The 25713-nt window shown below is 66.0% G+C and carries 26 protein-coding genes and 1 pseudogene; 20 read left to right on the top strand and 7 right to left on the bottom strand.

From position 1 onward, the window contains the following. The first annotated feature begins 56 nt into the window (after nt 1-56). From B5F74_RS01070 to B5F74_RS01050, 5 genes are all read left to right on the top strand, one after another. On the top strand, nt 57-1061 hold the full coding sequence (locus tag B5F74_RS01070) for a glutamate ABC transporter substrate-binding protein (RefSeq protein ID WP_087199276.1): 1005 nt from the start codon (nt 57-59) through the stop codon (nt 1059-1061). Between the two features lie 184 nt (nt 1062-1245). Beyond that, on the top strand, nt 1246-1905 hold the full coding sequence (locus tag B5F74_RS01065; protein WP_066832429.1) for an ABC transporter permease subunit: 660 nt from the start codon (nt 1246-1248) through the stop codon (nt 1903-1905). Next, entirely contained in the window at nt 1902-2732 is an 831-nt protein-coding gene (locus B5F74_RS01060; RefSeq protein ID WP_087199274.1) for an amino acid ABC transporter permease, read from the top strand. Before B5F74_RS01065 ends, B5F74_RS01060 begins: the two co-directional genes overlap by 4 nt. 37 nt (nt 2733-2769) lie before the next feature. Then, the gene (locus tag B5F74_RS01055) at nt 2770-3528 is read left to right on the top strand and encodes an amino acid ABC transporter ATP-binding protein (protein ID WP_066832424.1); all 759 of its coding nucleotides are present in this window, start codon (nt 2770-2772) and stop codon (nt 3526-3528) included. Between the two features lie 71 nt (nt 3529-3599). After that, nucleotides 3600-4394, top strand: coding sequence for a gamma-glutamyl-gamma-aminobutyrate hydrolase family protein (locus B5F74_RS01050; RefSeq protein WP_087199272.1), 795 nt, complete (start codon nt 3600-3602; stop codon nt 4392-4394). A gap of 122 nt (nt 4395-4516) precedes the next feature. Here B5F74_RS01050 and B5F74_RS01045 read toward each other — a convergent pair whose 3' ends face one another. Genes B5F74_RS01045 through B5F74_RS01035 form a run of 3 tightly spaced genes read right to left on the bottom strand, consistent with a single transcriptional unit; the run spans nt 4517 to nt 7908 of the window. Continuing rightward, nucleotides 4517-5680 (bottom strand): ABC transporter ATP-binding protein, encoded by a 1164-nt coding sequence (locus tag B5F74_RS01045; RefSeq protein WP_087199270.1) that lies wholly within the window; start codon nt 5678-5680, stop codon nt 4517-4519. Further along, a complete protein-coding gene (locus B5F74_RS01040) occupies nt 5677-6729 on the bottom strand; it encodes an iron ABC transporter permease (protein WP_087199268.1) in 1053 nt (350 codons plus the stop codon). Before B5F74_RS01040 ends, B5F74_RS01045 begins: the two co-directional genes overlap by 4 nt. Nucleotides 6730-6732: 3 nt before the next feature. Beyond that, entirely contained in the window at nt 6733-7908 is a 1176-nt protein-coding gene (locus tag B5F74_RS01035; protein ID WP_087199266.1) for an ABC transporter substrate-binding protein, read from the bottom strand. Nucleotides 7909-8159: 251 nt separating this feature from the next. Here B5F74_RS01035 and nudC point away from each other — a divergent pair, with 251 nt between their 5' ends. Beyond that, nucleotides 8160-9272, top strand: a complete 1113-nt coding sequence (nudC, locus tag B5F74_RS01030; protein ID WP_239283305.1) for an NAD(+) diphosphatase — start codon at nt 8160-8162, stop codon at nt 9270-9272. Between the two features lie 38 nt (nt 9273-9310). Here the strand turns inward: nudC and B5F74_RS01025 are convergent, their stop codons facing one another. The 4 genes from B5F74_RS01025 to B5F74_RS01010 all read right to left on the bottom strand — a co-directional run bounded on the left by B5F74_RS01025 (nt 9311) and on the right by B5F74_RS01010 (nt 11747). Then, nucleotides 9311-9916 carry an HAD family phosphatase gene (locus B5F74_RS01025; protein ID WP_087199264.1) on the bottom strand — a complete coding sequence of 202 codons (606 nt, stop codon included), beginning with the start codon at nt 9914-9916 and terminating at the stop codon, nt 9311-9313. Nucleotides 9917-9928: 12 nt separating this feature from the next. Beyond that, nucleotides 9929-10663: an acyl-ACP thioesterase domain-containing protein gene (locus tag B5F74_RS01020; RefSeq protein WP_087199262.1), complete on the bottom strand. Its 735-nt coding sequence runs from the start codon at nt 10661-10663 to the stop codon at nt 9929-9931. Between the two features lie 166 nt (nt 10664-10829). Beyond that, nucleotides 10830-11228, bottom strand: a complete 399-nt coding sequence (locus B5F74_RS01015; RefSeq protein WP_087199260.1) for a pyridoxamine 5'-phosphate oxidase family protein — start codon at nt 11226-11228, stop codon at nt 10830-10832. Between the two features lie 24 nt (nt 11229-11252). Next, the gene (locus B5F74_RS01010; RefSeq protein WP_087199258.1) at nt 11253-11747 is read right to left on the bottom strand and encodes a histidine phosphatase family protein; all 495 of its coding nucleotides are present in this window, start codon (nt 11745-11747) and stop codon (nt 11253-11255) included. Between the two features lie 219 nt (nt 11748-11966). On the opposite strand from B5F74_RS01010, the gene B5F74_RS01005 reads away from it, so the two are divergent. The 14 genes and pseudogenes from B5F74_RS01005 to ftsY all read left to right on the top strand — a co-directional run bounded on the left by B5F74_RS01005 (nt 11967) and on the right by ftsY (nt 25704). Continuing rightward, complete coding sequence (locus B5F74_RS01005) at nt 11967-12320, top strand: Asp23/Gls24 family envelope stress response protein (RefSeq protein ID WP_229254261.1); 354 nt, start codon at nt 11967-11969, stop codon at nt 12318-12320. A 32-nt stretch (nt 12321-12352) separates the two neighbouring features. Then, nucleotides 12353-14044 (top strand): DAK2 domain-containing protein, encoded by a 1692-nt coding sequence (locus B5F74_RS01000; protein WP_087199256.1) that lies wholly within the window; start codon nt 12353-12355, stop codon nt 14042-14044. 7 nt (nt 14045-14051) lie between these two features. Beyond that, a complete protein-coding gene (gene recG, locus B5F74_RS00995) occupies nt 14052-16232 on the top strand; it encodes an ATP-dependent DNA helicase RecG (RefSeq protein ID WP_087199254.1) in 2181 nt (726 codons plus the stop codon). Beyond that, entirely contained in the window at nt 16229-16804 is a 576-nt protein-coding gene (gene rsmD, locus B5F74_RS00990) for a 16S rRNA (guanine(966)-N(2))-methyltransferase RsmD (RefSeq protein ID WP_087199252.1), read from the top strand. The genes recG and rsmD overlap by 4 nt, the downstream gene beginning before the upstream one ends. A 172-nt stretch (nt 16805-16976) precedes the next feature. Next, nucleotides 16977-17474, top strand: coding sequence for a pantetheine-phosphate adenylyltransferase (gene coaD, locus B5F74_RS00985; protein WP_066832623.1), 498 nt, complete (start codon nt 16977-16979; stop codon nt 17472-17474). Between the two features lie 156 nt (nt 17475-17630). After that, nucleotides 17631-18128: an ATPase gene (locus B5F74_RS00980; RefSeq protein WP_087199250.1), complete on the top strand. Its 498-nt coding sequence runs from the start codon at nt 17631-17633 to the stop codon at nt 18126-18128. 1 nt (nt 18129) lies between these two features. Then, nucleotides 18130-18684: a DUF177 domain-containing protein gene (locus tag B5F74_RS00975; protein WP_239283304.1), complete on the top strand. Its 555-nt coding sequence runs from the start codon at nt 18130-18132 to the stop codon at nt 18682-18684. A 183-nt stretch (nt 18685-18867) separates the two neighbouring features. Then, the gene (gene rpmF / locus B5F74_RS00970) at nt 18868-19047 is read left to right on the top strand and encodes a 50S ribosomal protein L32 (RefSeq protein ID WP_079989180.1); all 180 of its coding nucleotides are present in this window, start codon (nt 18868-18870) and stop codon (nt 19045-19047) included. A gap of 51 nt (nt 19048-19098) precedes the next feature. Next, nucleotides 19099-19863, top strand: a pseudogene (locus B5F74_RS00965) (phosphate--acyl-ACP acyltransferase); the annotation flags it as partial. 103 nt (nt 19864-19966) lie between these two features. Continuing rightward, the gene (locus B5F74_RS12750; RefSeq protein ID WP_343217540.1) at nt 19967-20176 is read left to right on the top strand and encodes a hypothetical protein; all 210 of its coding nucleotides are present in this window, start codon (nt 19967-19969) and stop codon (nt 20174-20176) included. A 91-nt stretch (nt 20177-20267) separates the two neighbouring features. Beyond that, nucleotides 20268-20510 (top strand): acyl carrier protein, encoded by a 243-nt coding sequence (locus B5F74_RS00960; protein WP_066832368.1) that lies wholly within the window; start codon nt 20268-20270, stop codon nt 20508-20510. Between the two features lie 4 nt (nt 20511-20514). After that, nucleotides 20515-21240 (top strand): ribonuclease III, encoded by a 726-nt coding sequence (gene rnc / locus B5F74_RS00955; RefSeq protein WP_066832365.1) that lies wholly within the window; start codon nt 20515-20517, stop codon nt 21238-21240. Nucleotides 21241-21252: 12 nt separating this feature from the next. Next, nucleotides 21253-24789, top strand: coding sequence for a chromosome segregation protein SMC (gene smc / locus B5F74_RS00950; RefSeq protein ID WP_087199248.1), 3537 nt, complete (start codon nt 21253-21255; stop codon nt 24787-24789). After that, nucleotides 24790-25704, top strand: coding sequence for a signal recognition particle-docking protein FtsY (ftsY, locus tag B5F74_RS00945; RefSeq protein ID WP_087199246.1), 915 nt, complete (start codon nt 24790-24792; stop codon nt 25702-25704). The last annotated feature ends 9 nt before the right edge of the window (nt 25705-25713 follow it).

The raw sequence follows: 25713 nt of genomic DNA, 5'->3' as shown, positions 1-25713 counted from the left end.
GCAGGCTCCTGCGGTATCGTTCGTGCGCTTCGCACGCGACAGGAAGGAATTCTGTTATGTCTCGTATGACTTCTCGCGATCAGTACCTGATCGATCGCCGCCATGCGCTGCTCGGCATGGGCGCGCTGGCGGGTGTTGCCGCCTTTGGTCTTGCCGGCTGCTCGGATGAGGAGGCCCCCGCTCCCGCCGGTTCCTCCTCCGCCTCGGATGACACGTCCGAGGAGTCCGAGGGCACCCAGATCGACGCGGCGGCCTACGACGAGCTCGTGGCCTCCGGTCCCGTTGCCGACGACGCCGCCGTCGCGGCGAGCACCTGGGCGACCAAGATCAAGGACGCCGGTACGATGCGCGTCGGCGGCGTCCAGACCTCGATGCTCTTCTGCCTCATGAACGAGAAGGACAACAAGGTCCGCGGCTTCGACGCCGGCCTGTTCCAGATGCTCGCCAACTACATCCTGGGCGATCCGGACGCCTACGAGTTGACGCAGGTGACGTCCAACACGCGCGAGTCCGTCCTAACCAACGACCAGGTCGATGCGGTGTTCGCCACCTACTCCATCACCGACGAGCGCAAGGAGATCATCTCCTTCGCAGGCCCGTACTACACGACGCAGCAGGGCATCCTCGTCATGGCCGACAACTCCGACATCAATGGCGTCGACGACCTCGCCGGCAAGAACGTCGCCGCGCAGTCCGGCTCCACGGGCCCGTCGGTGCTCGAGGAGTACGCCCCGGATGCGAACATCCAGGAGTTCGCGACCGACGAGGAGGCGCGCACCGCGCTTGAGCAGGGCCGTGTCGACGCCTACGTCATCGACGCCACGATGCAGCTCGGCGCCATGACGCGCAATCCGGGCAAGTACCGTCTTGCGGGCGAGGAGTTCGGCCCCGTCGACGCCTACGGAATCGGCCTTCCGCACGACTCCGATGGCGTGGCGTTCGTCAACGACTTTTTGACCACCATCGAGCAGGACGGCACCTGGTCCGAGCTGTGGCAGGTGTGCATCGGCGACCGCGCCGATATCGCCGAGGCCCCCGAGCCTCCCGCGATCGGGGCGTAAGGGTCCTGTGCGCGTCGGGTACGGCGCGCGTTTCGCAAGGGAAGCGCCGACCGGTCGCTGGCACGGCGGCAGGTCCCATAGCGGGCTCGGCGTAAGCCGAGTCGATCGGTGCCTTCTCGGTACATCAGCGATGGCGCAGGGCCGGCGTGTGTTCGCGTCGGCCCTGCCGTGGTAAGGAGGGTGCATGGGCCTATCTGAGCTGCTCTCGACCTACGGTCAGCTATATCTGACGGGTCTTGTCACCACCTGGTGGATGACGGCGGTGTCGTTCGCGTTCGTGATGGTGCTCTCGGTGGCCATCACGGTCATGCGCATCTCGCCGCTCAAGCCGTTACGGTTGGTCGGCGACCTGTATGTCCAGATCTTTCGCAACATCCCCGGCGTGGCGCTGCTCGTCATCATTGTGTACGCGCTGCCGAACCTGCGGCTCGTGCTCGACTACCGAACCTGCGTGATCGTCACGACGATCCTGATGGGCTCGGCGTTCGGCTCCGAGAACTTCATGAGCGGCATCAACACGATCGGTGTCGGCCAGATCGAGGCCGCGCGCTCGCTCGGCCTCACGTTCAGGCAGATCATCCAGCAGATCGTGATCCCGCAGGCGCTTCGGTCGGCGGTCCTGCCCATGACGAACCTGCTTATCGCGGTCATGCTCACCACGGCCCTGGGTTCGCAGGTACCCATGAGCCCCCAGGAGCTCACCGGAGTCGTCTCGTACATCAACACGCGCTCGACCGGCGGCATCCTTGCCTTCCTGATCGCAGCGCTCGGCTATGTCGGTACGGCCGCCGTGATCGGTCTTGCGGGAAACCGCCTGGATAAGAAGGTGAGGATCCTGCGATGAGCACCCATGGCAAGCCTATGAGCATCCGCGACGCGCTCTACGAGGCGCCCGGTCCGCGCACGCGTCGCCGCATGATCATCGGTACCGTTCTCTCGATGGCAGCGGTGGCGGTCGGTATCGCTTTGATCGTCCGCCAGTTCTACGTCACCGGGCAGCTTGCTCCGCGCTACTGGACGTTTTTGGGCCAGGCGACCACCTGGCGCTACCTGTTCCAGGGATTCCGCGGCACGCTGGCAGTCGCGCTGACCGCCGGCGTCCTGTCGTTGATCTTAGGGCTCGTGCTCATGCTGGGACGAACGAGCGGCATCAAGCCGCTGTCCGTTGCGTGCCGCGTCGTGACGGACTTCTTCCGCGGCGTTCCGAGCCTGCTTCTGATTTACTTCTTCTTCCTGGTCGTTCCCCAGTACGGCATCAAGCTCTCGTCGTTTTGGATGATCACGCTCCCGGTCATGCTCGCCGCATCCGGCGTGCTCGCCGAAGTGCTGCGCGCCGGCGTCAATGCTGTCCCGCGCGGTCAGGTGGAGGCGGCGATGTCGCTCGGCATGAGGCCGGCGCGCATCATGTTCAAGATCGTGCTGCCCCAGGCGATCCGCTTCGTCATCCCCTCGCTCATCTCCCAGCTGGTCGTGGTCGTCAAGGACACGACCGTGGCGTACGTGGTGAGCTATCCTGACCTCATGCAGAACGCGCGCGTCTTGATCACCAACTACGACGCGCTCGTATCGATGTACTTCACCGTGGCGGTGGTCTACATCCTGCTGAACTTTGCCATCAACAAGCTGTCTGCGGTCATCGCCGAGCGCCTCGGCGTCAAGATCATTCGCTAGACCTTTGCCTACCTGCTTCGAGAGATCGGATTAGCCAATGACGATGGATACAAGAGACGATGTGCCCGTTATCGAGCTGAGGCACGTCGAGAAGCATTTCGGGGACCTTCACGTGCTGCGCGACATCAACCTCAAGGTATCGCGCGGCGAGGTGCTGGTGGTGATCGGTCCGTCCGGATCGGGCAAGTCGACCATGTGCCGCACCATCAACCGCCTCGAGACGATCGATTCGGGCGAGATCCTCATCGAGGGCAAGCCGCTTCCCGCCGAGGGCCGCGAGCTCGCCGCGATGCGCGCGGAGCTCGGCATGGTGTTCCAGAGCTTCAACCTGTTCGCCCACAAGACCATTCTCGAGAACGTGACGCTCGGGCCCATCGACGTGCTGGGCATGAAGCGCGAGGATGCCGAGAAGCGCGCGATGGAGCTGCTGGCTCGCGTGGGCGTCGCCGAGCAGGCGGCAAAGGTCCCCGCGCAGCTGTCCGGCGGCCAGCAGCAGCGCGTGGCCATCGCCCGCTCGCTGGCGATGAACCCCAAGGCCATGATGTTCGACGAGCCCACCAGCGCGCTCGACCCCGAGATGATCAACGAGGTGCTGGACGTCATGGTCGAGCTCGCGCGCGGCGGCATGACCATGGTCGTCGTGACGCACGAGATGAATTTCGCGCGTCGCGTGGCTGACCGCGTCGTCTTCATGGCGGACGGCCAGATCGTGGAGGAGGGCGCCCCCGACGAGTTCTTCGACCATCCCGCGACGCAGCGCGCCCGTGACTTCCTCGATTCGATCAAGGGTCACTGACGTCACTCGGGGATGTGCCGGATGCGGGCGCATCCCTTCCTTTTCTGAATCCGCTTGAGAAATGAGGCAGTATGGCCGATACCGACGACATCCACCGCGCCCGTGCGGGCCGCCCGCTCATCTTGGTTGCCCCTCGCTACGAGCTGTGCCAGCCCTGTCTCAAGATGCCCGAGCGCCTGGCTCCCGAGGAGACGGCGGCCACCGTGTTTTTGGACGCCATCCTTGCCGCCGGCGGCCTGCCGCTGGTCATGTCGCTCACCGACGACGATGACGTCATCGCCGAGATGGTCTCGATGGCCGACGGTATCGCGGTTCCCGGCGGCCATGATGTCTCGCCCGCGCTTTGGGGCGACAACAGCCCGTACGACGAGCAGCTCCTGTGCCCCGAGCGCGACGCGTTCGAGGTGAAGCTCATCAAGGAGGCGATCGGTTCCCACACGCCGCTGTTCTGCGCGTGCCGCGGCATGCAGGTCCTGAACGTCGCCCTGGGCGGAAGCCTGTGCATGGACGTGCCGAGCAGGAAGCCCGAGAGCGGCATGGCGCTTTGGCGGCACACGGCGATCCTGAACGATCCGGCGCACCCCGTGGAGATCAAGGCGGGGTCGCTCCTGGAACGCGCGGTGGGCGGTTTCAGCCTCGTGCAGGCGAACTCGAGCCATCATTGCTGCGTCGATCGGCTCGGGGAGGGGGTCGAGCTCGTGGCATGCGCGACCGATGGCATCCCCGAGGCCATCGAGGTGCCCGGCGAGCGCTTCTGCCTGGGCGTTCAATGGCATCCCGAGTACACATGGCGCAAGATGGAGACCGACTTCAACCTGTGGAAGAGCTTCGTCTCCGCAGCCGCGGCGTACCGGGAAAGCCGCTGACGGAGCTCCCGCGCCCGATGCAAATTGGGGACGTACCTTCCGCATGCATAAATGCATGCGGAAGGTACGTCCCCAATTTGCATGCCCCCGTTTGGCTTGGAGTGAGTCCCTCGGCGCCCCTCTTATCGGTCGAGCGAATCGAGATACGCCTTCGCGGAGGGGAACACGGGCAGGCCGAGCTCATGGGCATAGGCCACGAGCTCGCCGTTTCGCGCGTTCATGCGTCCGAAGCGCTCGAGACAGCAGATCAGCGCGCCGCATTCCCTTACCTCCTGCTTCGCCCGCTCGATCGCCTCATCGGATATCGGCTCAAAGTCCCGCTCGCAAATGACGGTCGCGGCAAGGCTCGCGGCGAGCAGCCCGTCGACATCGTTGCCGTGCAGCACGCCGGCGGAAAACGGGACGCCTGCTTGCTGGAGCTCCCTGAAGCATCCCGCAGCGCCGCTTCCCCCTCCGGCGATAACGAACACGCGCGGCTTGCCTTCCGGACGGGGGAGCTCGACGCTGCCGAACGCGTCGATAAAGCTCGAGCGGTCGAGGTCGTACAGGTCCGCTATCACGGGCGCCGTGAAGATCTCGGATGGCTCACCCTGGTGCAGCACCCGGCCGTCTCGGATGCAGACGATGCGGTCGGCTGCCTTCTGCGCGAGCTCGATCTCATGGAGCGATGCCAGTACCGCGATGCCGCGCTCCCGTGCGTAGCGGCGCAGGAGCTGGAGCATGTCGATCTGCGCGCGGATGTCCAGGTACGAGGTGGGCTCGTCGAGCAGCAGCACGCGCGGCTGCTGGCAGAGCGCCCGCGCGATGAGGGCGCGCTGGCGCTGGCCGTCGCTCATGTGCGCGAAATCGCGGTCGCGCAGCCCCCAGGTCCCCGTCGCCTCCATGACCTCGCGGACCACCTGCTCGTCGTCATCGGACAGGGTTCCCAAACGGCCCGTGTAGGGGTATCTGCCCGCATCGACGATATCCTTTGTCGTCAGCAGCTCGGTCCGGGGGCGACCGGTGAACAGCGCGCTCATGATGCGGGCGGTCTCTGAGACCTGCATCGCCTGGAGATCTTCCCCGCATAGCTCGATGGACCCGGAAAGCGGCTTGAGCTGCCCTGCGATGGTTTTGAGCAGCGTCGTCTTCCCTGATCCGTTAGGGCCGATCAGGGCCGTGACCTGACCGGGTAAGACGGCGAGGTCGATGTGTTCGACCAGGGGCCGCTCGGTATGGCCGACCGATACGTCATGCAGGGCGAGGGCGGGGCGGCTTGCCGCGGCTGGGCGGGTGGGCTCCGTCATCGGAACGACCTCCTCTTCAACATGAGCGCGATGACCACCGGCGCGCCGAACACCGCGGTGACGGCGCTCACGGACAGCTCGACGGGGGAGAAGAGCATGCGCGCCAGAAGGTCGCAGCCGCAGCAGAACACGGCTCCGGTCAGAAAACAGGTCGGGATGACGAACAGCGGGCGCGAAGATCCGATGGCGAGCTTGGCAAGGTGGGGCGCCGCGATGCCCACGAACGACACCGGTCCGGCGAACGCCACGACGCATGCGGACAGAAGGCTCGAAATCAATACGATGAGCAGGCGCAGGCCGAGCACGTTGACGCCGACGCTTCGGGCATAGGGCTCTCCGAGCTGGTATGCGCCCAGCGGCTTCGAGAGCGCGAAGACGGTCGCGACCGTGACGGAGACCATGATGGCGATGAGCGCGGTGTCGTCCCAGCGCGCGCCGGAGAAGCTTCCCTGCGACCAGTTCTGGAGGTTGACGATGCTCTGGTCGTCGGCGAAGGCGATAAGAAAGTTCGTCGCCGCCGAGCAGATGTAGCCGACCATCACGCCGGCGACGATCAGCATGCTCTGGCTGCGCACACGCCGCGCTATCAGCAGCACGAATCCCATGGTGGCAAGAGAGCCGATCAGGGCGGCACCGACCGACATCCAGGAGTCCATCACCTGGTTGGCCCCGAGAACGACGATCATGGTGAGCGCCACGACAAGGCGAGCGCCCGAAGATATTCCCAGCACGAACGGGTCGGCGATGGGGTTGTTGAAAAACGTCTGAAGCAAGAAGCCGGATAGCGAGAGCGCCCCTCCGAGCAGGACGGCCTGGGCCACGCGGGGAAGACGGATCTCCCAGATGACCTGGCTCGCCGTCTGACCGGTCGACCCCTCCGACAGGATGCGCAGCACGTCGAGCGGGGAGGTCCCGACGCTGCCGACGCACAGGTTGACAACGATGAGGGCGAACAGCGCGACGGCAAGCGCCGCGTTGACGCCGACGACGCGTGCGAAGCGCTTGCTCGCCGCGCTGCCCACCGGATTATCGCCTCTCGCCGCGCCCATGCGTCACCTGAGTTTCCAGATGTAGCCGGCGTTCCCGTCGGCACCGGTGAGCGCTGAGCGCATATCGCCGATGATGCCGTCCATGCTCGTCATCGCCTGGTACATGTCCTCGTCGCAGGCGAACACGTTGCCTTCCTGGACCGCCTTGAAGTCCGCCAGCAGCGGGTTTTTGCCGATCAGGTCGTCGATGGAGGTCACCGAGGAGTCCACGGTCGTGTTGTAAATCACGACGTCGGCGTCTTTGGCGCGCGCGTAGAAGGTCTCGAGGTCTATGACGGCCTGAACCGAGCTCGACCCTTCTGCATCGTCCGTGGGATCGAACGATAGGAACGTGCCGCCTGCGAGCTTGATCATCTGCGAGACGTAATCCGTCGAGCGGCGGGTCACCGCGGCCCCGTCGTCGTTGATGTAGAAGAAGGCGACGGTTTTTCCGGTGGGCGCCTGCGCGGCGGTGTCCTCGACCCGTTGCGCGATGCGCGCGAACGCCTCGTTCGCCTCGTCCTCGCGGCCGAACACCACGCCCATGAGTTTGATCCATTCGAGACGGCCCAGGACCTCGGGCTCGCTCGAGGACTGTTCGGTGAGGACCGTGACCCCGAGGTCCTGCAGCTTCTGCTTGATGTCGGGCGCGTGGTTGATCTTGGTGTTCTCGATGGCGAGCGTGCAGCCCGTCTGTGCGATGAGCTCGAAATCGGGCGCGCTGTACTTTCCGCCGTATGAGACCGCGCCGTCCTCGATCGCATGCGACAGGCGCTCGCTCGGGCTGTCTTCGGCGGTGACCGAGGAGACGGACACCTCATCGAGCGCATCGATCTCGTCGAGCAGGCAGATCATGCCCGTCGAGACGAGATACGTGCGTGCGGGCTGTCGGATGGTCGCGATGTCGTCAGCGAGGCCTTCCGGGACGGATGCGCCCTCGGGGATGACGAGGAACCGCTCGCCGTTCGAGATGCACACCAGGCGGTATCCGCCCTCGTATTCATCGACGGTGAAGTTTCGCGCATACGCGAGCTCGAGGGTGCCGGTGTGGCGCAGGTCGCAGCCGAGATCGGTGTCGCGGAACGAGGTGGCGGCCGTGCGGGCGCATCGCCCTGATGCCTGCGCGGACCCTTCGAGGGTCGAGGCGGCGGACCCGCTGTCGGCAACCGGTGAGCGCCCACATCCGGAGAGCCCTGTCATCAGGGCTATGCCGAGGCAGCAGGCGGTTGCTCCATATCGGAATATAGGGGAGATAGCCAAGGTCTTCCAATCTCATCATGAGAAGAGGTGATGTGGGTCATGTGACCGTTTCTATGATAGCGGTTCTCGAACTTCGGGCGCGTCCGTCATCCCTCCATCAGAAGTGCATAGGGGGGACGTACCTTATTCATGCATACTTGCATGAATAAGGTACGTCCCCCCTATGCACGTTCGAGAAAGGAGCTCACCCGATGTCCGCTGATCCCGCGCCATCGATGTTCGCCCATGTGGGCACCCTCACCTCGCTGCCGCTGTCGCAGACGGTTGTCGACCTCGATGTCGACCGTCGAGGCGACGAGGGCCTGCTCGACCGGCTCGTCCGGGATGCGGCGACGCGCGTCGTGCTCGTCGACGGGGCATGCGTCGCCGTGCCCAAGCAGCATGCGTCATGCGGCACGGGCGAGCTGTCCTGCACCGAGGACCCGGCGGCTCCGCGCCCCGATGCCCAGGCGCCCACAGGCGAGCTCGAGCTCGCGCTCCTTTCCGCGCCAGATATCGGCGAGCTCGCCGGGGCGAACGGTTTGCTGACGGTCTACCTCGGGGTCGACCGCACCGAGATGCCCGCTGTCTCCTATCTCGGCATCGACGTGACGCCGCGAACGACCATCCCGCGCGATGACGTTCCGGTAGCAGGGCATGAGCCCGCATGCGACGATCGCGTGCAGTCGCTGCGCGAGAGGTTCGATTGGATCGAGCTGAGGTCGTTTGCGCCCTGCGCCTCCGCGCGGGACGTGGGTCTTGCCACCAGCGCGGTCGCCGTGTGCACCTGGCAGCGCTCGCAGCGGTTCTGCCCCGCCTGCGGCGCCCCGGTGCGGCCGATCCTGTCCGGATGGGCCCAGGCGTGCACCAATCCCCACGATGCGAAGCGCCTGCTGTTTCCGCGTATCGAGCCGGCGGTCATCACCGCCATCGTCGACGACGAGGACCGGATCCTGCTGCAGCACAACCGTGCATGGCGGCCGCGGTTCCACTCGGTGTCCGCCGGGTTCGTCGAGGCGGGGGAGAGCCTGGAGCACGCGGTGCGACGGGAGGCCATGGAAGAGGTCGGAATCGAGATCGGGGAGGTGCGCTACCTCGGCTCGCAGGCCTGGCCGTTTCCCGCCTCCATCATGCTTAGCTTCCGCGCCCATGCTCTGGGTGGAGAGGTACGCGTCGATCACGAGGAGGTCGGCGAGGCTCGCTGGTTCACGCGCGAGGAGCTCGAGCATGAGGTCGGGACCGGTGCCGTCGAGCCGCCCGGACGCGCATCCATCGCGCGCCACATGATCGAGCAGTGGCTTGGGCATGAGCTGCAGAGCCACTGACATCCGCAGGACCGCCCGTCCGTGACGGCAGCTCCCCCTTACGCCTCAAGAAGCATGCGCTCAAGCGGCGCGGCGTCGCCGGTGAAGTGGAACGCCTGCATGCCGGCCGCCTCCGCTCCGCGGCAGTTGTCCTCGTTGTCGTCGATGAACAGGCACGAGGCCGGCGCCAAGCCGTATCGGGAGCACAACAGCAGGTAGATTGCGAGGTCGGGCTTCATCATCCGCTCGAAACCGGACACCACGCGCCCGTCCATAAGGGGGTAGGCGGGGCAGTGCGCGAGCTGTCGGTCGATCGTCGTCGATGCGTTGGAGAGCAGGTAGAGACCATAGCCCGCGTCCTTGAGCCTGGGCACGAGGTCGCAGACGCCGTCGATCGGGCGGGACAGACGCGGCCATCCTTCCAGGCATGCATGCAGATTGGGGATCAGGCGCTCGGGAAGGTGGTTTTCGGCAACCCTGCGCATCGTGTCATGGCTGATCGCCCCCGCGTCGAGCAGGGCCCACTCGGTGCGTCCGAAAAGCGCCGCGTGCAGCAGCGCCGCGTCGTCCTCGGTGTCGGTGAAGCTGCGCGAGAACGACCTCCCGTCAAAAGTCATCAGGACGTTGCCCATGTCGAACACGACGTTCTCGATTGCAGGGGTCATCGGAGCCGCCCCCTATGCGAGCTCGACGACGGCGAAGGGCGCGCCCGCGCTGTCGTTCAGCGCGACGACGGCGCGATGCCCTATCTCGCCGATGCTCGGGTAGATGGTGTCGCCCAGCACGGCGGCGCGACGGTAATCCACGCGGATGCTCGTCGGGGCCGTCTCGCGGGGGAGCAGCTCGAGCGCCATCTGCACGTACTGGCAGTTGTTGACGTGCTCGTTGGTGTCGATCAGCCCGCGGCGGACGATGATGGGCTCACGCTGCTCGAGGACGTCGGGCAGCTTGACGCGCCGGTCTTCGGCGGGCAACTCCAGCGGGTCATGGCTGCCGTAGGGGTCGATGTGCGCGGGCGTGGGACGGGTGGGCCGTCCGGTGGACAGATCGATAAACGCCCAGCTGGACTGCGCTCGCGCGATGTACTTGCCCGCGTTGTCCTTGATGTAGAAGTTGCGTTTCGCGGTGAAGCCCTTGAAGGAGTTGGCGAAGGTCCCGACCGCAATCTCCTCGCAGAGGGACGGATAGCGGTCCACGACGATCTGCCAGTGGGTGAGCACCCAGGCGCGCTGCTCGTTTCTGAGCCATGCCATGCCGACGCCGAGCGCCTCCGACTGGAACGTGCTGCAGTCCTGAAAGGCGTTGATGAGCGCCGGCGCGGTCATGAGCCCGCGATGTCCGACCTCGCTGTACCGCACGTGGTAGGGGTATTCGAACACGGTCAGGTCGGAGTCAAGATCGATCGTTGGCATAAGGTGGGTCCTTCTCATAGTTAGCATGGGTCATGTGGGGACGGGTTCGTTCCAACCCATCGGCGCTTTGCGCCGCTGACAATGGGTTGGAACGAACCCGTCCCCAAATGACCCATCCGCCTCGCCACGGAACCGACCGCCGCGAAAGCAAGTAATCAGTGTTTCCCTAGAACTCGAGCGTTCGGGGCTCTGCCGTAAACGAGCAGAACGTCGCGTGCACGTTGTGCAGGGCGAACACCTCGCAATTGCCGTCGTCGGCGGCGTACATGCCCTGAAGCTCGGGATAATCGTCGAGGACCGCCTGGCGCGCCTCGAGCCGGTCGTCGAGCAGCGCGTCCGCCTCGAGGCGGAGCCAGCCTCCCGTGTCGTCGGTCGCGCAGATCGCGATACGGGGATGGGCGAGCATCTGATCGGAGACCGGCTTCACCTTGCCCGTCTGGATATAGAGCCTGCCCTCGAATTTCGCGATGGTGCCGAAGGGGCGAACCTGCGGATCGCCGTCTCCATCGACGGTGGCGAGAAAATAGGTCGGGTTCTTCTTGAGGTAGTCCAGAATCTCATCCATGTGGGGCTCCTGTCTTCGCGTCGATCAGCGGCTTTCCTTTACGGGCGGGCCCTGCACGAACCATTCGAGCACGCCGCTCGCGCCGTCTTCTTCCAGGTCGATGGTCGCCATGCCGCCCGGCTTCAAGGAGAGCGTGATGCCGGTCAGGCGCTCGACCATGTTGTTCATGAAGGGGATGTGTCCGACGGCGATCAGGCAGTCGGCGTCCGTCTCGGCAAGCTGCTGCAGGAAGGCTTCTTCGTCTTGCTCCCACAGGGTGTCGACCGGAACGGTATCGATCTCGCCCCCGAGGGCGCGATTCACCTCCGCCGCCGTCTGCATGGCGCGCGCGGCCGGGCTCGACCACAGCGTCGCATGCGAGGCGCTGTGGGCGTCAAGCAGGTAGAACGTCCGCATGAAGCCATCGACCGACGCGAGTGCCGCGCGTCCGGCGTCGGTGAGCTCGCGGTCGAAATCCGCTTGCCCGGGAGCCGTGGGCGTCGCCTTGCCGTGTCTGACGAGGATGAGTTTCTTGATCATGTGAGACCGCCGTTCCCTCGAGCTGTACATCCTCGTTCAATTCTACCCGTCCCGAGCGCCCGCATCGCCCTCATGCGCGATCTTGCCGTCTGCCCGCCGGGTATAACCGCACATATGGAGCATCGAGTTTGAGCGCCGCGAGCCCCCGCGACGTTGTAGAATGTTAGATTGATTGCTCCCATGGCCGATGCGGCTCGCGCATCCAGGAAGGAGATTACCGTGTCTGACATCATCCCCGGCAGCCTGAGCGTCTCCAACGACGTTATCGCCGATATCGCAGGCTACGCCGCCATGTCCTGTTACGGCGTGGTCGGCATGGCCGAGCAGCAGCAGGGCGTCGAGTCCATGCGCCTGCTTCCCGGACAGCGCCTGCGCAAGGGCGTACTCGTTTCCGCGACCGAGAACGGACTGCAGCTCGACCTTCATATCGTGCTCGAGAGCGGCGTGAACATGAAGTCCGTCTGCCAGAACCTCGCGAGCTCCGTTTCGTTCACGCTTTCCGAGATCGCGCAGATCAACCCCGCGAACCTCAAGATCGCCATCCACATCGACGCGCTGAAGTCGCGTGGTTAATCACCGTTTCGAGTCTTACGGAGTACACCAACATGATCGCGAAAACTATCCGCACGTGCTTCCCGATCGCGGCTAAGGCTGTGGCCGACAAGGCGGAGGATATCAACAAACTCAACGTGTTCCCGGTGCCGGATGGCGACACCGGAACCAACATGTCGCTGACGCTCGCGTCGGTGGTCAAGGAGCTCACCGCCCTTCCCGCCGATGCCGACATGGAGGCTATCGCCGGCGCCATCACGCACGGGTCGCTCATGGGCGCGCGCGGCAACTCCGGCGTCATCACCTCCCAGATTCTGCGCGGCGTCGCCGAGGGTCTCATCCCCGCCACCGATCCCGCCTCGAGCGCGGACGTGGCCGCCGCCCTCCGCCGTGCGGTGAAGGTCGCGTTCCAGGCCGTGCGCAAGCCGGTCGAGGGCACCATCCTTACCGTGCTTCGTGACATCTCCACCAAGGCTGACGAGTGCGAGAAAAAGAAGATGAGCGTCGAGGAGGCGCTCGACGCCATCGTCGTCGAGGCCTATCAGTCCGTCGCCCGCACGCCCGATCTGCTTCCCGTCCTCAAGGAGAACGGCGTGGTCGATTCCGGCGCGTTCGGTTTCGCCATCTTCCTGGAGAACTTCGTTGCCGCGGCGCAGGGGCGCACGGCGCAGATCGAGGACTTCTCGACCACCTTCGATGCGAGCTCCGCGCGCGAAAGCGCGCTCGGGCGCGTCGAGATCGAGGCCAACGATGACTGGGAGGGTTCTGAGTACCGCTACTGCAACGAGTTCCTCTTCAAGGCGGAGCGCCGCTTCGACGAGGAGGAGTGCCTGAAGTTCCTCGCGTCCATGGGCGACTGCGAGCTTCTGGTCGGCTCCTATCCCGACTACAAGATCCACGTCCACTCCAACACCCCGAACCTCGTGCTCGAGCACATGCTCCAATTCGGCCAGATCTACGAGGTGTTCATCCACAACATGGACATGGAGTCCCACGAGCGCACGGCAAAGATCCACGCCGATCAGGACGCTGGCGACACCGCGCCTTCCGCCGCGCCCGCTGCACCCTCCGAGCCCGCCAAGCCGCTCGGCTTCGTGGCGGTCGCCGCCGGTTCCGGCGAAGCCGAGATTCTCCAGTCGATGGGCGTTGACGTGACGGTTTCCGGCGGACAGACCATGAACCCCTCCACCGCCGATCTGCTCGACGCGGTCAACCGCGTCAACGCCGAGGCCGTCATCATCCTTCCGAACAACGGCAACATCCGCATGGCGGCCGAGGCAGCGGCATCCGCGTGCGAGGACAAGAAGGTCGCCGTCGTTCCCACCAAGACGGTTCCCCAGGCGTTCTCCGCGCTGTTCGCCGTCATGCCCGACACGCCGCTCGACGAGGTCGTCGAGGCGATGACCGACGCCATCTCCGAGGTCCGCGACGGCGAGGTCACCACGGCGGTGCGCGACTCGCAGGCCGCCGACGGCACGCCCATCCATGCGGGTGACGTCATGGGCATCATCTGCGATTCCATCGATGTCGTCGGAAGCGACGTGAAGCAGGTCACCCTCGATTGCATCGCGCGCATGCAGGACGAGGAGGAGGGCGATACGCTCACGATCCTCGCCGGCGCCGATATGGACGACGATGATTTCGACGAGCTCGTCTCCGCCATCGAGGAGGCCCACCCCGATCTCGAGGTCGATCCCCATCGTGGCGAGCAGCCGCTCTACCCTGTGATCTTCTCCATCGAATAGGAGGCGCATGGCAAGCGGGATCACGGCGCCCGTGGAGTCGTCGCGCATGGCGCGCGTCGCCGCGCTCGAGCAGGACGTCTCCCGGCTGAAGTATGTTTCCGGTGCACGGGAGGAGGCCCTTCGTCGACTCGGGATCGAGTCGGTGGGGGACCTCCTCTCCCATATTCCGCGCCGATACCTCGATTTCTCGCATGCGTACACGATCGAGTCCGCGCCGCTCGGGCAGGTCTGCACGATCGTGGCGACGGTCGACCGCGTGGTCGAGAAGCGCCCGCGCCCGCGCATGACGGTCACCGAGGTCTACCTCGTCGACGCCACGTCGGTGCTCCAGGTCGCCTTCTTCAAGCAGCCGTGGCTGTCGCGCGACCTGAAGGCGGGCGACCGGCTCGCCGTGATGGGCAAGGTCGAGTTCGCCTACGGCTTCAAGCAGATGAGCTCTCCCCATTACGAGAAGCTCGATGCGCAGTCGGCGTCCGGCACGATCGTGCCCGTCCACGCGGTGGGCGAGGGCGTGTCGCAGGCCTGGATGCGGCGCATTGTCTCCACCGCGCTCGAGGCGGTGGCGGACATGCCCGACCCGCTTCCCGCGCGATTGAGGACGCGCCGCGGCCTCATGAGCCTCTCGCGAGCGCTGCGCAGCATCCATTTTCCCTCCTCGATGGGGGAGCGCGACCTCGCGCGCAAAAGGCTCGCCTACGACGAGGTCCTGCTGCTGCAGCTCGCGCTTCGGCTGCGCAACGACGCCAACCTGCTCGATATCGAGCCGATCGCGCACTGCGTGGGCGAGCATGTCGCGCGCGTGCGCGCAGAGCTCCCCTTCGCGCTCACCGATGAGCAGGCGACGGCGGTCGACGAGATCCTCGCGGACATGGCCCGAGCGGACCGCGTGATGAACCGGCTGCTGCTCGGAGACGTCGGAACGGGCAAGACCGCGGTCGCCATGGTCGTGCTCGCGGCGGTCGCCGATACGGGGACGCAGGCGTGCGTCATGGCCCCGACCGGCGTCCTGGCGCAGCAGTATGCCGTCAAATGCGCGCCCGTCCTTGAGCGCGCGGGCGTCCGTTCTGCGCTCCTGACCGGCGCCACCCCGGCGGGCGAGCGCGCGAAGATCGTCGACGGGGTGCGCTGCGGCTCCATCGACGTGCTGTTCGGCACCCATGCGGTGCTTTCCGATGACGTTGCGTTCCGGCGCCTCTCGCTGGTGGTCATCGACGAGCAGCATCGTTTCGGCGTGGGGCAGCGCAACGCGCTGCGCGCCAAGGGTCCCGGCGCGGATCTTCTCGTCATGACGGCGACGCCCATTCCGCGCACGCTCGCGTTGTCGGTCTACGGCGACCTCGAGACGAGCATCATCCGCAAGCGGCCCGTGGCCGGCGCCGGCGTCACCACGCAGGTGCTCGACGACGCCAACCGCGACATCGCATACGGCGCCGTGCGTGAGGCGCTGGGCTCCGGGCAGCAGGCCTATGTCATCTGCCCGCTCGTCGCGGAGCGCGACGGCACGGACGATCTGGAGGACGTGCCGGGGCTCGAGGTCGACGATGAGGGCAAGCCCCGGTCTCAGGCTCCCTTGCACGCCGTGGAGACCGAGGTGGAGCATCTGCGCCACGTCTTTTGCGACGCGACGGTCGACATGCTGCACGGCCGCATGGGCGCGCACGAGAAGGATGACGTCATCGATCGGTTCCGTTCCGGTCAGATCCAGGTGCTCGTCTCGACGACGGTCGTCGAGGTCGGCGTCGACGTGCCCAACGCCACCGTCATGATCATCGAGAACGGCGAGCGCTTCGGCTTGGCGACGCTTCACCAGCTTCGGGGTCGCGTGGGGCGCGGCGAGCTCGCCGGGCGCTGCTTCGTGATCGCGCAGGGCGCGGGCCGCAAGCGGGGCGTCTCGCCGTCCATGCAGCGCCTCGAGGCGCTCGAGAAGACCGACGACGGCTTCTCGCTCGCCGAGATGGACCTGCGCCTTCGCCATGAGGGCGAGATCCTCGGACTTCGGCAGCACGGCGGCGTCACACTGCGCTTCATAGACCTTGACGCCGATGCCGATCTCATCGAATGCGCTCATGATGATGGCGTGGAACTTTTGCGCTTCGCGCCGACGCTTTCCGCTCCGGCCACGCTTCCGCTACGCTTTAGCGTCGTCGACCGATACGGCGACGTGTTCAAGGAGGTTAGCGGCGGATGAGGATCGTATCCGGTGAATGGCGCGGGCGGAAGCTCTCGGAGCCCCAGGGGCGCGATGTGACGCGCCCGACTACCGATCGCGTGCGCGAGGCGTGCGTCTCCATGGCCGAGTCGGCGCTCGACGACGGCATCGAGGGGGCGCGTGTCCTCGATGCGTTCGCCGGTTCCGGCGCGCTCGGCATAGAGATGCTGTCGCGCGGCGCCGCGTTCGCGGCCTTCTTCGATATCGACCGGGGCGCCGCGGCGCTCGTCCGCAAGAATCTGGAGTCGCTGCGCTGCGGTCGCGAGCGCTACCGGGTGACCTGCGGCGACGTGCTCGCCCATGCCGGCCGGGGCCGCATCTCGGGCGGCCCGTTCGACCTGGTCGTGATCGACGCCCCGTACGCGCTGGGGGCGGACCCCGCCGTCCGGCTGCTCGACGCGCTCGCGGATGCGGGCATGCTCGCCCCGCGCGCGGTCGCGCTCTGCGAGCACGCGGCATCCGATGAGGGCCCGAGGCCCGATCGCTTCGGGGTCGAGCGCGAGAAGCGCTACGGCATCACGGCCGTCGACCTGCTCCGATTCCAGGGATAGCCCGCCCACCTCGTCACCTGTGGGGTCAATCAAGCGCGGCTGTGCCCGTCAGGTTTTGGTAAGCTAGAAAAGCACCGATCGATCGCCTGGTGTGTCGCGGCGCTACGCCGGGCTCGAAGGCAGCCGACCGGCGCCCCTCACCATCTGCCCTTCGAAGAAAGCATTGAAGCTCATGATTAGCAACATCGAGCATGCGCTCGTTCCCGGAACCTTCGATCCCATCACGTACGGGCACATCGATGTCGTGCGCCGCGCACGCCGCCTGTTCCCCTACGTGACGGTCGCGGTGGCCGAGTCCATCGGCAAGAACGGGAGCGGGCCCACGTTCACCCTGGAGGAGCGCGTCGCGCTCGCGCGCGAGGCGCTTGCCGACATCGATGGCGTCGAGGTCAGGCCGTTTTGCGGCCTGCTGGTCGACTTCGCCCGCGAGGTCGGCGCCCGCGCGCTCGTGAAGGGCCTGCGCGCCATGACGGACTTCGAGTACGAGCTGCAGCAGGCGGACCTCAACTATCGGTTGGATTCCGAGCTCGAGTCCATATTCGTCATGAGCGCCCCGCAGTACGGCTACATCTCCTCGTCGGTGGTGCGGCAGATCTCGTCGTTCGGAGGCGACGTGTCGAGCCTCGTTCCCCCCAACGTGGTGGAAGCGCTGCGCATCCACTATTCATAGGAGACGGCCGGCGAATTCACTGCGTGCCGGACGGTCGCGCGCGATAAGCGGGCGACCGGGGTTTCCCAGATGCGTGTGCGATGCGTGGGTACAACTGCGTAAAGCATCGTGTGTGGTAGTATATTCGGTTGATAGCAACCGTAGGAAGGAGACTTGATGGCTGGCGACAACTTTCCCGGCGAGAGGATCGAGAGCCTTGTCGATGAGCTTGAAGGTATCATCGAGGAAGCCAAGCCTCCTTTTGGCAAGTCCGCCCAGTTCAAGATCATCGAGACCGAGGTGTTCTTCAACATCCTCGATGAGATTCGCATGAGCTATCCCGAGGAGTGGCAGAAGTCCCGCCGCATCCTGAAGGAGCGCGACGAGCTCATGGCGAGCGCCACGGCGCAGGCCGACTCGATCATCGCCGACGCGCAGCAGCAGGCGCTGACCATCGCGGGCGAGCAGGAGATCGTCCGCCTTGCCCAGCAGCAGGCCGATGATATCCGCGAGCGCGCCCAGCAGTACGAGCGCGAGACCCGCTATGCCGCCGAGGACTATGCCGAGCAGGTGTTCACGCACCTCGAGGAGAACCTCAAGTCCCTGACGTCGACGGTCGCCCGCTGCCGCCAGCAGCTCAACGAGGGCGCGAACGGCCAGAACGGTGCCTGGTAGCATGGACGCGATGAAGCCGGTCGTCGTCGACCTCGCCGACCGTCTGGAGAATCCCGGCGAGTCGTTCTCCTTAAACGGCCATCTCGATATCCCCGGATACACGACGGGCGAGAAGGAGCTCTCCCTTCCCGGGGGCGTCTCGTACGACGTGGTGCTCACGAACGCCGGTGACGGCATCCTCGTGACCGGGCTCGTCCGCGCGGCCGTCGACGGGCAGTGCGATCGCTGCCTGGACCCCGCCCACTTCGACATCGCGGGCGAGATCGAGGAGTACTACCTGTTCCACGAGCCCGAGGACGCCGAGGCCTACGAAGACGGCTTCGAGCTCGTCGGTCCCGAGCGGACCGTCGACCTGTCGGGTGCCATCTGGGACGCCATGGTCATGGACACGCCGTTCGTGGTGCTGTGCCGCCCCGATTGCGCCGGCCTGTGCCCGACGTGCGGCGCGAATCTCAACGATGGCCCCTGCGGCTGCGAGGAGAAGGCCGAGCAGGCCTGGATCGATAGCGACGAGAACCCTTTCGCCGCGCTCAAGAACCTTAAGTTCGACGAGTAGGCCTCGCTCGATCGCATCTCTTCCGCCATGGGGGACGGGCGAAGATGGCGGAAGCTCTTCGGGCGGCGGCGTGCCGCAAGTCTGATGTGGAGATTATAAAGGGCTGTACAATGCGGCCGTCTGTGCTAATATCGCTACTTGCGCATATTCGTGCCCAGGGATAAGTAATTAAGGAAGGTCATCATGCCAGTACCTAAGCAAAAAAAGGGCCGCGGAGCCACTCATTCTCGTCGTTCCGCCAACATGAAGATTGACGCCCCCTCCCGCTCCGTCTGCCCTCGTTGCGGCGCCGTCAAGCTTCCTCATCACGTTTGCCCCAACTGCGGCTATTATAAGGACCGTGAGGTCATCATCACCGAGTAGTTCGGTGCGACGTCTCGGTCACGTGTCTTTGGGCAACGTGTGAGATATTGAATGTGCATGGCCGGCTCTTGGAGTCGGCCATTTCGCTACGTAGGGGGAGTTTCCATGAACAAGGTTCGCATCGCTGTCGACGTAATGGGTGGAGACGAGGAGCCGCAGGTCGTGCTCGACGGCATCGACGCCGCGCTTGCGGCCGACGCCGATCTCGAGGTGCTCGCGGTCGGCCCCGCCGATATCGTCGAGCCGTTTGCCGAGGAGCGCGAGCGCGTGAGCGCGCTGGTCGCCCCCGATGTCATCACCATGGAGGATGATCCCATCGAGGCGGTCATGCACAAGCGCAAGTCCTCCATCGTGCTGGCGTGCCGCTCGGTCAAGAAGGGGGAGGCCGCGGGCTTCTTCTCGGCGGGCGCCACGGGCGCCATGACGGCTGCCGCCACCGCGTACGTCACGCCGTTCAAGTACCTGACCGATACCGGCGAGAAGCGCCCCATCCGCCCCTGCATCGTGAGCACGATTCCCAATCGCGCCGGCGGCGAGACGGTGTTTTGCGATCTCGGCGCCAACCCGGATGTCGAGCCCGAGGACATGGTGCGCTTTGCGCAGATGGGTGCCACGTACGCCCGAATCGTCTGCGGCATCGCCAACCCCCGTATCGGCCTTCTGTCCAACGGCACGGAGGATACGAAGGGTTCTCACTTCACGAAGTCCTGCTTCCCCCTCATGAAGCAGAAGGTCAAGGGGTTCGCTGGAAACTGCGAGGGAAGCGACTTCACGTCCGGGAACTTCGACGTCGTCGTCTGCGACGGCTTCTCCGGCAACGTTGCGCTCAAGGCCATCGAGGGCACCGCCAAGCTGCTGCTGCATGAGCTGAAGGGCGTGCTTTTGGGCTCCATGGGGGGGAAAGGTCGCCGCGCTCCTCATCAAGAAGAGCCTGAAGGGCCTTCAGGCCAAGCTCTCCGGCGACTCGCGCGGAGGCGCGGTCCTGCTCGGATTGCGCGGCGTGGTCTTGATCGGCCATGGCGCCACGAGCGTGGAGGCCGTCAAGAACGGCACGCTCGTCACCGCGCAGGCGGTGCGCAGCAATCTCGTGGAGATGCTCGCCGCCTCCATGGACAATATCGTCCGGTAATCGGCATCGCCGCGCGGCCGTGCGCGCAAAGCGGGTAGAATCAGCCGTGTGCGACGGTGCGTCGCGCACGCGTGTAGAAAGGAGCTGCCCCATGGAGCGTTCTGAGATTTTTGACAAGATCGTCGATATCGCCTCCGACGTCCTCGGCGTCGACGCGTCGAGCATCACCGAGAAGACGACGTTCGATGACTTGAACGCCGATTCCCTGGACCGTCTCCAGCTGGTGACGGCCATGGAGGATGAGTTCGAGCTCGAGATCGACGATGAGAAGCTTATGACCATCGCCTCGGTTTCCGATGCTATCGAGGCCATCGAGTCCGCTCAGGAGGACTAAGTCAGTGACCCTATCCGCAAGGCTGGCTCGGATCGAGGAGATCTGCGGCCACGAGTTTTCCGATCACAAGCTGCTGCGTTCCGCCATCACCCATCCCTCGGCGGTCGAGGGCGAGCCCGTCGACGCCTCCTACGAGCGCCTTGAGTTTCTCGGCGACTCGATCTTGGGGTCCGTCGTGGCGCTCGCGCTGTTCAAGACGTATCCCGATTTCGACGAGGGCAAGCTCACGCGCCTCAAGGTCTCCCTGGTGAGCGGCATGACCCTGTCCCAGGTCGGTCAGGAGCTCGGCATCGACGAGTGCATCATCTTCGGTGCCTCCGAGACGGGCACGGGCGCCCGCGGCATGCATTCGGCGCTCGAGAACGTCTACGAGGCCCTTGTCGGCGCGCTGTACCTCGATGGCGGCTGGGAGGCTGCCGAGGCGTTCATCATGCGCACGCTCAAGCCGCATCTCGCGACGGAGCGCGCCGAGCACCCGACGAACCCCAAGTCGTTTCTGCAGGAGTGCGTGCAGCGCGATCACTTCGAGCCGCCCGCATACAAGGTTATCGGCAACAGCGGTCCCGCCCATGAGCCGACGTTCACGGCCATCACGCTCGTGGACGGCGTCCGCCGCGGTCGGGGCACCGGCTCCTCCAAGAAGGAGGCGGAGGCCGCAGCCGCCCTCGACGCCCTCGAGCGCATGGGCTATACGCACAACGGGGTCATCTTGCAGCGCAAGCTCGGATAGCGGGGTGCGCGCGTGTATCTCAAGTCGCTGACCCTCAAAGGGTTCAAATCCTTTGCCGACCGGGCGCACATGACCTTTGAACCGGGGCTCACGGTGATCGTGGGTCCCAACGGTTCGGGCAAATCGAATATCTCCGACGCCATCCTCTGGGTCCTCGGCGAGCAGAGCGCCAAGCAGCTTCGCGGCCAGGCCATGGAGGATGTTATCTTTTCGGGGTCTTCCGCCCGTAAGGCGGTCGGCGTCGCCGAGGTCACGCTTGTGCTCGACAACTCCGACCACGTGCTGCCGGTCGACTTCAACGAGGTCGCCGTCACGCGCCGCATGTACCGGTCGGGCGAGAGCGAGTACCTCATCAACTCCAGCCCGTGCCGCCTGATGGACATCCAGGACATCTTGCATGATTCGGGCTTGGGCAAGGACACCCATTCGATCATCAGCCAGGGCAAGCTCGACGGCATCCTCCAGAGCCGCCCCGAGGAGCGCCGCAGCCTGATCGAGGAGGCCGCGGGCATCTCCAAGCACAAGCGCCGCAAGGAGCGCGCCGCGCGCAAGATCGCCTCGATGGACGAGCACCTCAAGCGCGCACGGGACATCAGCCGCGAGGTGAACCGCCAGCTCAAGCCTTTGGAGCGCCAGGTGGACCGCGCGCGCAAGTACCGTGACCTGACCGAGCGCGCCCATGAGCTCACGCAGATCCTCGCCGTCGACGAGCTGCGCAGCCTGCAGGCGAACTGGGCCGATCTCGAGTCGCAGGGCAAAGAGGCCGACGCGGAGCTCGAGCTTGCGCGCTACCGCCTGGGCGAGAAGCAGCGGGAGCTCGAGAAGCTGCAGGTCATGCTCGAGGAGAAGGGGCTGTTCGTCGGCGATCTGGGCGAGCAGCGCCGTCATATGCAGGATATCGTCGGCCGCATCGGGTCGGACATGCGCCTGCTCGAGGAAAAGGGCCGCAATATGGTGGCCCGGCTCTCGGAGATGCGCGGGACCCTGTCGGGGTCCGAGCATCAGCGGACGCGTGTCGTCGAGGATCTTGAGCAGGTGCGCTCGCAGCTCGACGAGGTTCGTGCCGCGGCTGAGGTGGCGCAGGCGGATGTGGCCGAGCTCGGCCCGGCCGCCGACAGGCTCCATGCCCGTCGCAAGGAGCTCGATACGCTTCTGAACGCGCTGAACCGTCAGCGCCGCGAGGCGCAGCGCACGGCCGACGATGCTGCGCTCGAGTACGTGAAATCGAAAGAGACCGTCTCCAACGCCGAGCTCGAGGACTCCATGTACGCCTCGAGGCTGGAGCAGATCGATACGCAGGTGGAGGAGCTTCGCTCCTCGCTCGAGAGCCGCAGATCGCGCGCCGAGGAGCTCGATGCCACGCTCGCAGACGCCCGCTCCAGGCGCGAAGAGGCGAAGGTCGCCGCAGACGAGGCGCGCGCGGCCGTCGACGACCGCCGCGCCAAGGAGGCCCAGGCGCGCACGCGCCACTCGGAGGTCGTCTCCGAGCTCTCCAGCCTCCGCAAGGTCGACGAGAAGATGTCCGACGCCTCGCCCTTGACCGCGAAGCTCGCCCATGCCCATGCGGGGACCGTGCGCGCGCACGTGGGCGATCTCATCGAGGCGCCCCAGGACCTCGAGGAGCTCGTCGAGCAGCTGCTCGCGTCTGACATCGACGCGCTCGTCGTCGACAACGCCGCGGCGCTGTCCTCGCTTGCCGTCTACGCCCTGGACCAGAACCGCTCGAGAGGTGAGGCCACCTTGCTGTCCCGCGAGGTCGCGGCGGGGGAGGGCGACGGCCGTGCCGCGGGTTTCAGGCTCGTCGAGCGTCTTCGCGTGCGCGAGGGGTACGGCAACGTCGTGGCGGCGCTGCTCGGCGGCGTCTACGTCGTCGATTCCGTCTCCGAGGCCCTGGCGGCGCCTGCGGAGCCGGGCGTCACGTATGTGACCCGTGAGGGGGTCCGCGTCAGCTCCGGCGGGCTGGTTCGCGTCGGCTCCGCCGGGGACGCCCAGGCGGGCACTCTCGAGCGCAAGCGCCGCATCCGCGAGCTCGAAGACCTCGAGCCCGAGCTCTCGGCCACGCTCGAGCACGCCACGTCGCAGGTCGCCGAGGCGTCGGCCGCGCTGGTGGAGGCCCGTGCCGCCGACGGCGACCTCGCCGGCGAGATCGCGCGCCTGGACGGCGAGCGGACCTCTGTGCTCTCCGAGATCGGTCGCCTGGAGCAGAGCCTCTCGGCATCGCTGTCCGAGCGCTCGCAGGTGGAGCGTCGCCGGGAGCAGGCCGCTGCCGCCGTTCGCGCGGTCCAGCCTAAGCTCGATGAGCTCGAGCAGTCCCGCGACGACGCTCGTGCGCTCGCGGAGGAGCTCACCGCGCAGATCGAGGACGCCAACGACGACCTCGAGCAGCTCCGCATCGAGGATTCCGAGGCTGCGGGCAAGCTCGCCGACGCCAAGGTCCGTGCGGCCCAGGCGGCGGAGCGCCTGCGCAGCCTTGAGGCGCGCGAGCCCGAGCTCGCCCGGCGCCTTGAGAACATCGATCGGCGCATCCGCGCCACCAGGCAGGCGTCCCGCTCGCTCGAGGTGCTTCGGCTCCGCGTGGACCCCCTGCACGACCGCTACCAGGCGCTGTCGGAGCGCGCGCTCGATTGGGCCGCCCGCCTGCGCGACCAGGCGCGGCTGGAGGAGGCGGATTCCGCCTCGCTCAAGAAGACGATTGAGGACGCGCGCGGCGAGGTCGATGCCGCCCAGGCGGCCGTCGACGCGGCGACGTCCAAGATCTCCGAGTTCAAGGTCCAGCGCGGCAAGCTCGAGGTCCAGGTCGAAAACGCCATCGCCGCCATCACCGCGGACGGCAAGACCGTGCTCGAGGAGGCCTTGTCGCTGCCGGCGCCCGACGATCGCGCCGCATGCGAGCGCGAGCTCGCCGATCTGGTGCGGCAGATCAACAACCTGGGGCCGGTCAACCAGGTGGCGTTCGAGGAGTACGAGCGCCTGCGCGAGCGCGCCGACTACATCTCCGCGCAGCTCGCCGACCTCGAGAGCGCCCGGTCCGCGCTCACCAAGATCTCCGCCGCCATCGACCGCAAGATGCGCCGGCAGTTCCTCGTCACCTTCGAGAAGGTCGATGAGAACTTCCGCGAGGTGTTCTCGATGCTCTTCCCGGGCGGTTCGGCCCATCTCGAGATGACCGACCCCGACCATCCGGCGGAGACCGGCATCGAGGTCGTGGCGCAGCCGCGCGGCAAGAAGATCACCAAGATGATGCTCATGAGCGGCGGCGAGAAGAGCCTGACGGCGCTCGCGCTGCTCTTCGCGGTATACCGTACGCGCACGGTGCCGTTCTACGTGCTCGACGAGGTCGAGGCCGCCCTCGACGACTCGAACCTGAGCAAGCTGATAGGCGCCATCGACTATCTTCGCAAGACCACGCAGCTGCTGGTCATTTCGCACCAGCGCCGCACGATGGAGGACGCCGATGTGCTGTATGGTGTATCCATGCAAGCCGACGGCGTCAGCCGCGTGGTGAGCCAGCGACTTGATCGCAAGACGGGAAAGGTTGTGAATGCATAAATGGGCCTGTTCGATTCTCTGAAGCGCGGTCTCGAGCGCAGCCGCGAGGCCATCAACGAGATCTTCTACTTCGGCGGCGACGTCGACGAGTCGTTCTGGGAGGACCTCGAGGACACGCTCGTTATGGGCGACATGGGCGCCGATATCGCCATGGACGTCACCGATGACCTGCGCGACCTCGCTGCGCGCAAGAACCTGACGAGCGCGCGCCAGCTGCGCGACGCGCTGGCCGACCGCCTCGAGGAGACGTTCACGACGCCGGAGGTCGACCCCTTCACCACGACGCCCTCGGTCGTCCTGTTCGTGGGCATCAACGGTGCCGGCAAGACGACGACGGTCGGCAAGATCGCGAGCGCTGCCGCCAAGTCGGGCATCAAGACGGTCATCGGCAGCGCCGACACGTTCCGCGCCGCCGCCATCGAGCAGCTCGACGTTTGGGGCCAGCGCGCCGGCGTGCCCGTCGTCAAGCGCGAGCGCGGAAGCGATCCCGCGAGCGTGTGCTACGACGTCCTCGATGTGGCCGAGCGCGAGGGCAGCCAGCTCGTCCTGATCGACACGGCGGGCCGTCTGCACACCTCCGCCGAGCTCATGCGCGAGCTCGCCAAGGTCGTGAACGTCACCCGCAAGCGCGCCGCCAAGTGCGCCGGCGGTCCCATGCCCGTCTACGTCGTGCTCGTCATCGATGCGGCGACGGGGCAAAACGGCCTTTCTCAGGCGCTTGAGTTCAACGAGTCGCTCGGCGTCGACGGCATCGTCATGACCAAGCTCGACGGCACCGCGAAGGGCGGTATCGCCATGGCGGTCGCCTCCAAGCTCAAGCTGCCGATCCTGCGCATCGGCGTGGGCGAGCAGGTCGAGGACCTGCAGCCGTTCGACGCGCACGCGTTCTGCCGCGCCCTCGTGGGCGCCGAGTAGCCCTGGCCG

The sequence above is a fragment of the Collinsella sp. An271 genome (genome assembly GCF_002159695.1).
GTDB lineage: Bacteria > Actinomycetota > Coriobacteriia > Coriobacteriales > Coriobacteriaceae > Collinsella > Collinsella ihumii.
The sequence above is the reverse complement of the archived record's forward strand: the minus strand, read 5'-3'. Positions and strand labels throughout refer to the sequence as shown.

Coding starts and splice junctions, on each gene's coding strand:
- B5F74_RS01070 (WP_087199276.1), top strand. CDS start 57: ATGTCTCGTATGACTTCTCGCGATCAGTACCTGATCGATCGCCGCCAT.
- B5F74_RS01065 (WP_066832429.1), top strand. CDS start 1,246: ATGGGCCTATCTGAGCTGCTCTCGACCTACGGTCAGCTATATCTGACG.
- B5F74_RS01060 (WP_087199274.1), top strand. CDS start 1,902: ATGAGCACCCATGGCAAGCCTATGAGCATCCGCGACGCGCTCTACGAG.
- B5F74_RS01055 (WP_066832424.1), top strand. CDS start 2,770: ATGACGATGGATACAAGAGACGATGTGCCCGTTATCGAGCTGAGGCAC.
- B5F74_RS01050 (WP_087199272.1), top strand. CDS start 3,600: ATGGCCGATACCGACGACATCCACCGCGCCCGTGCGGGCCGCCCGCTC.
- B5F74_RS01045 (WP_087199270.1), bottom strand. CDS start 5,680: ATGACGGAGCCCACCCGCCCAGCCGCGGCAAGCCGCCCCGCCCTCGCC.
- B5F74_RS01040 (WP_087199268.1), bottom strand. CDS start 6,729: ATGGGCGCGGCGAGAGGCGATAATCCGGTGGGCAGCGCGGCGAGCAAG.
- B5F74_RS01035 (WP_087199266.1), bottom strand. CDS start 7,908: ATGACAGGGCTCTCCGGATGTGGGCGCTCACCGGTTGCCGACAGCGGG.
- nudC (WP_239283305.1), top strand. CDS start 8,160: ATGTCCGCTGATCCCGCGCCATCGATGTTCGCCCATGTGGGCACCCTC.
- B5F74_RS01025 (WP_087199264.1), bottom strand. CDS start 9,916: ATGACCCCTGCAATCGAGAACGTCGTGTTCGACATGGGCAACGTCCTG.
- B5F74_RS01020 (WP_087199262.1), bottom strand. CDS start 10,663: ATGCCAACGATCGATCTTGACTCCGACCTGACCGTGTTCGAATACCCC.
- B5F74_RS01015 (WP_087199260.1), bottom strand. CDS start 11,228: ATGGATGAGATTCTGGACTACCTCAAGAAGAACCCGACCTATTTTCTC.
- B5F74_RS01010 (WP_087199258.1), bottom strand. CDS start 11,747: ATGATCAAGAAACTCATCCTCGTCAGACACGGCAAGGCGACGCCCACG.
- B5F74_RS01000 (WP_087199256.1), top strand. CDS start 12,353: ATGATCGCGAAAACTATCCGCACGTGCTTCCCGATCGCGGCTAAGGCT.
- recG (WP_087199254.1), top strand. CDS start 14,052: ATGGCAAGCGGGATCACGGCGCCCGTGGAGTCGTCGCGCATGGCGCGC.
- rsmD (WP_087199252.1), top strand. CDS start 16,229: ATGAGGATCGTATCCGGTGAATGGCGCGGGCGGAAGCTCTCGGAGCCC.
- coaD (WP_066832623.1), top strand. CDS start 16,977: ATGATTAGCAACATCGAGCATGCGCTCGTTCCCGGAACCTTCGATCCC.
- B5F74_RS00980 (WP_087199250.1), top strand. CDS start 17,631: ATGGCTGGCGACAACTTTCCCGGCGAGAGGATCGAGAGCCTTGTCGAT.
- B5F74_RS00975 (WP_239283304.1), top strand. CDS start 18,130: ATGGACGCGATGAAGCCGGTCGTCGTCGACCTCGCCGACCGTCTGGAG.
- rpmF (WP_079989180.1), top strand. CDS start 18,868: ATGCCAGTACCTAAGCAAAAAAAGGGCCGCGGAGCCACTCATTCTCGT.
- B5F74_RS00960 (WP_066832368.1), top strand. CDS start 20,268: ATGGAGCGTTCTGAGATTTTTGACAAGATCGTCGATATCGCCTCCGAC.
- ftsY (WP_087199246.1), top strand. CDS start 24,790: ATGGGCCTGTTCGATTCTCTGAAGCGCGGTCTCGAGCGCAGCCGCGAG.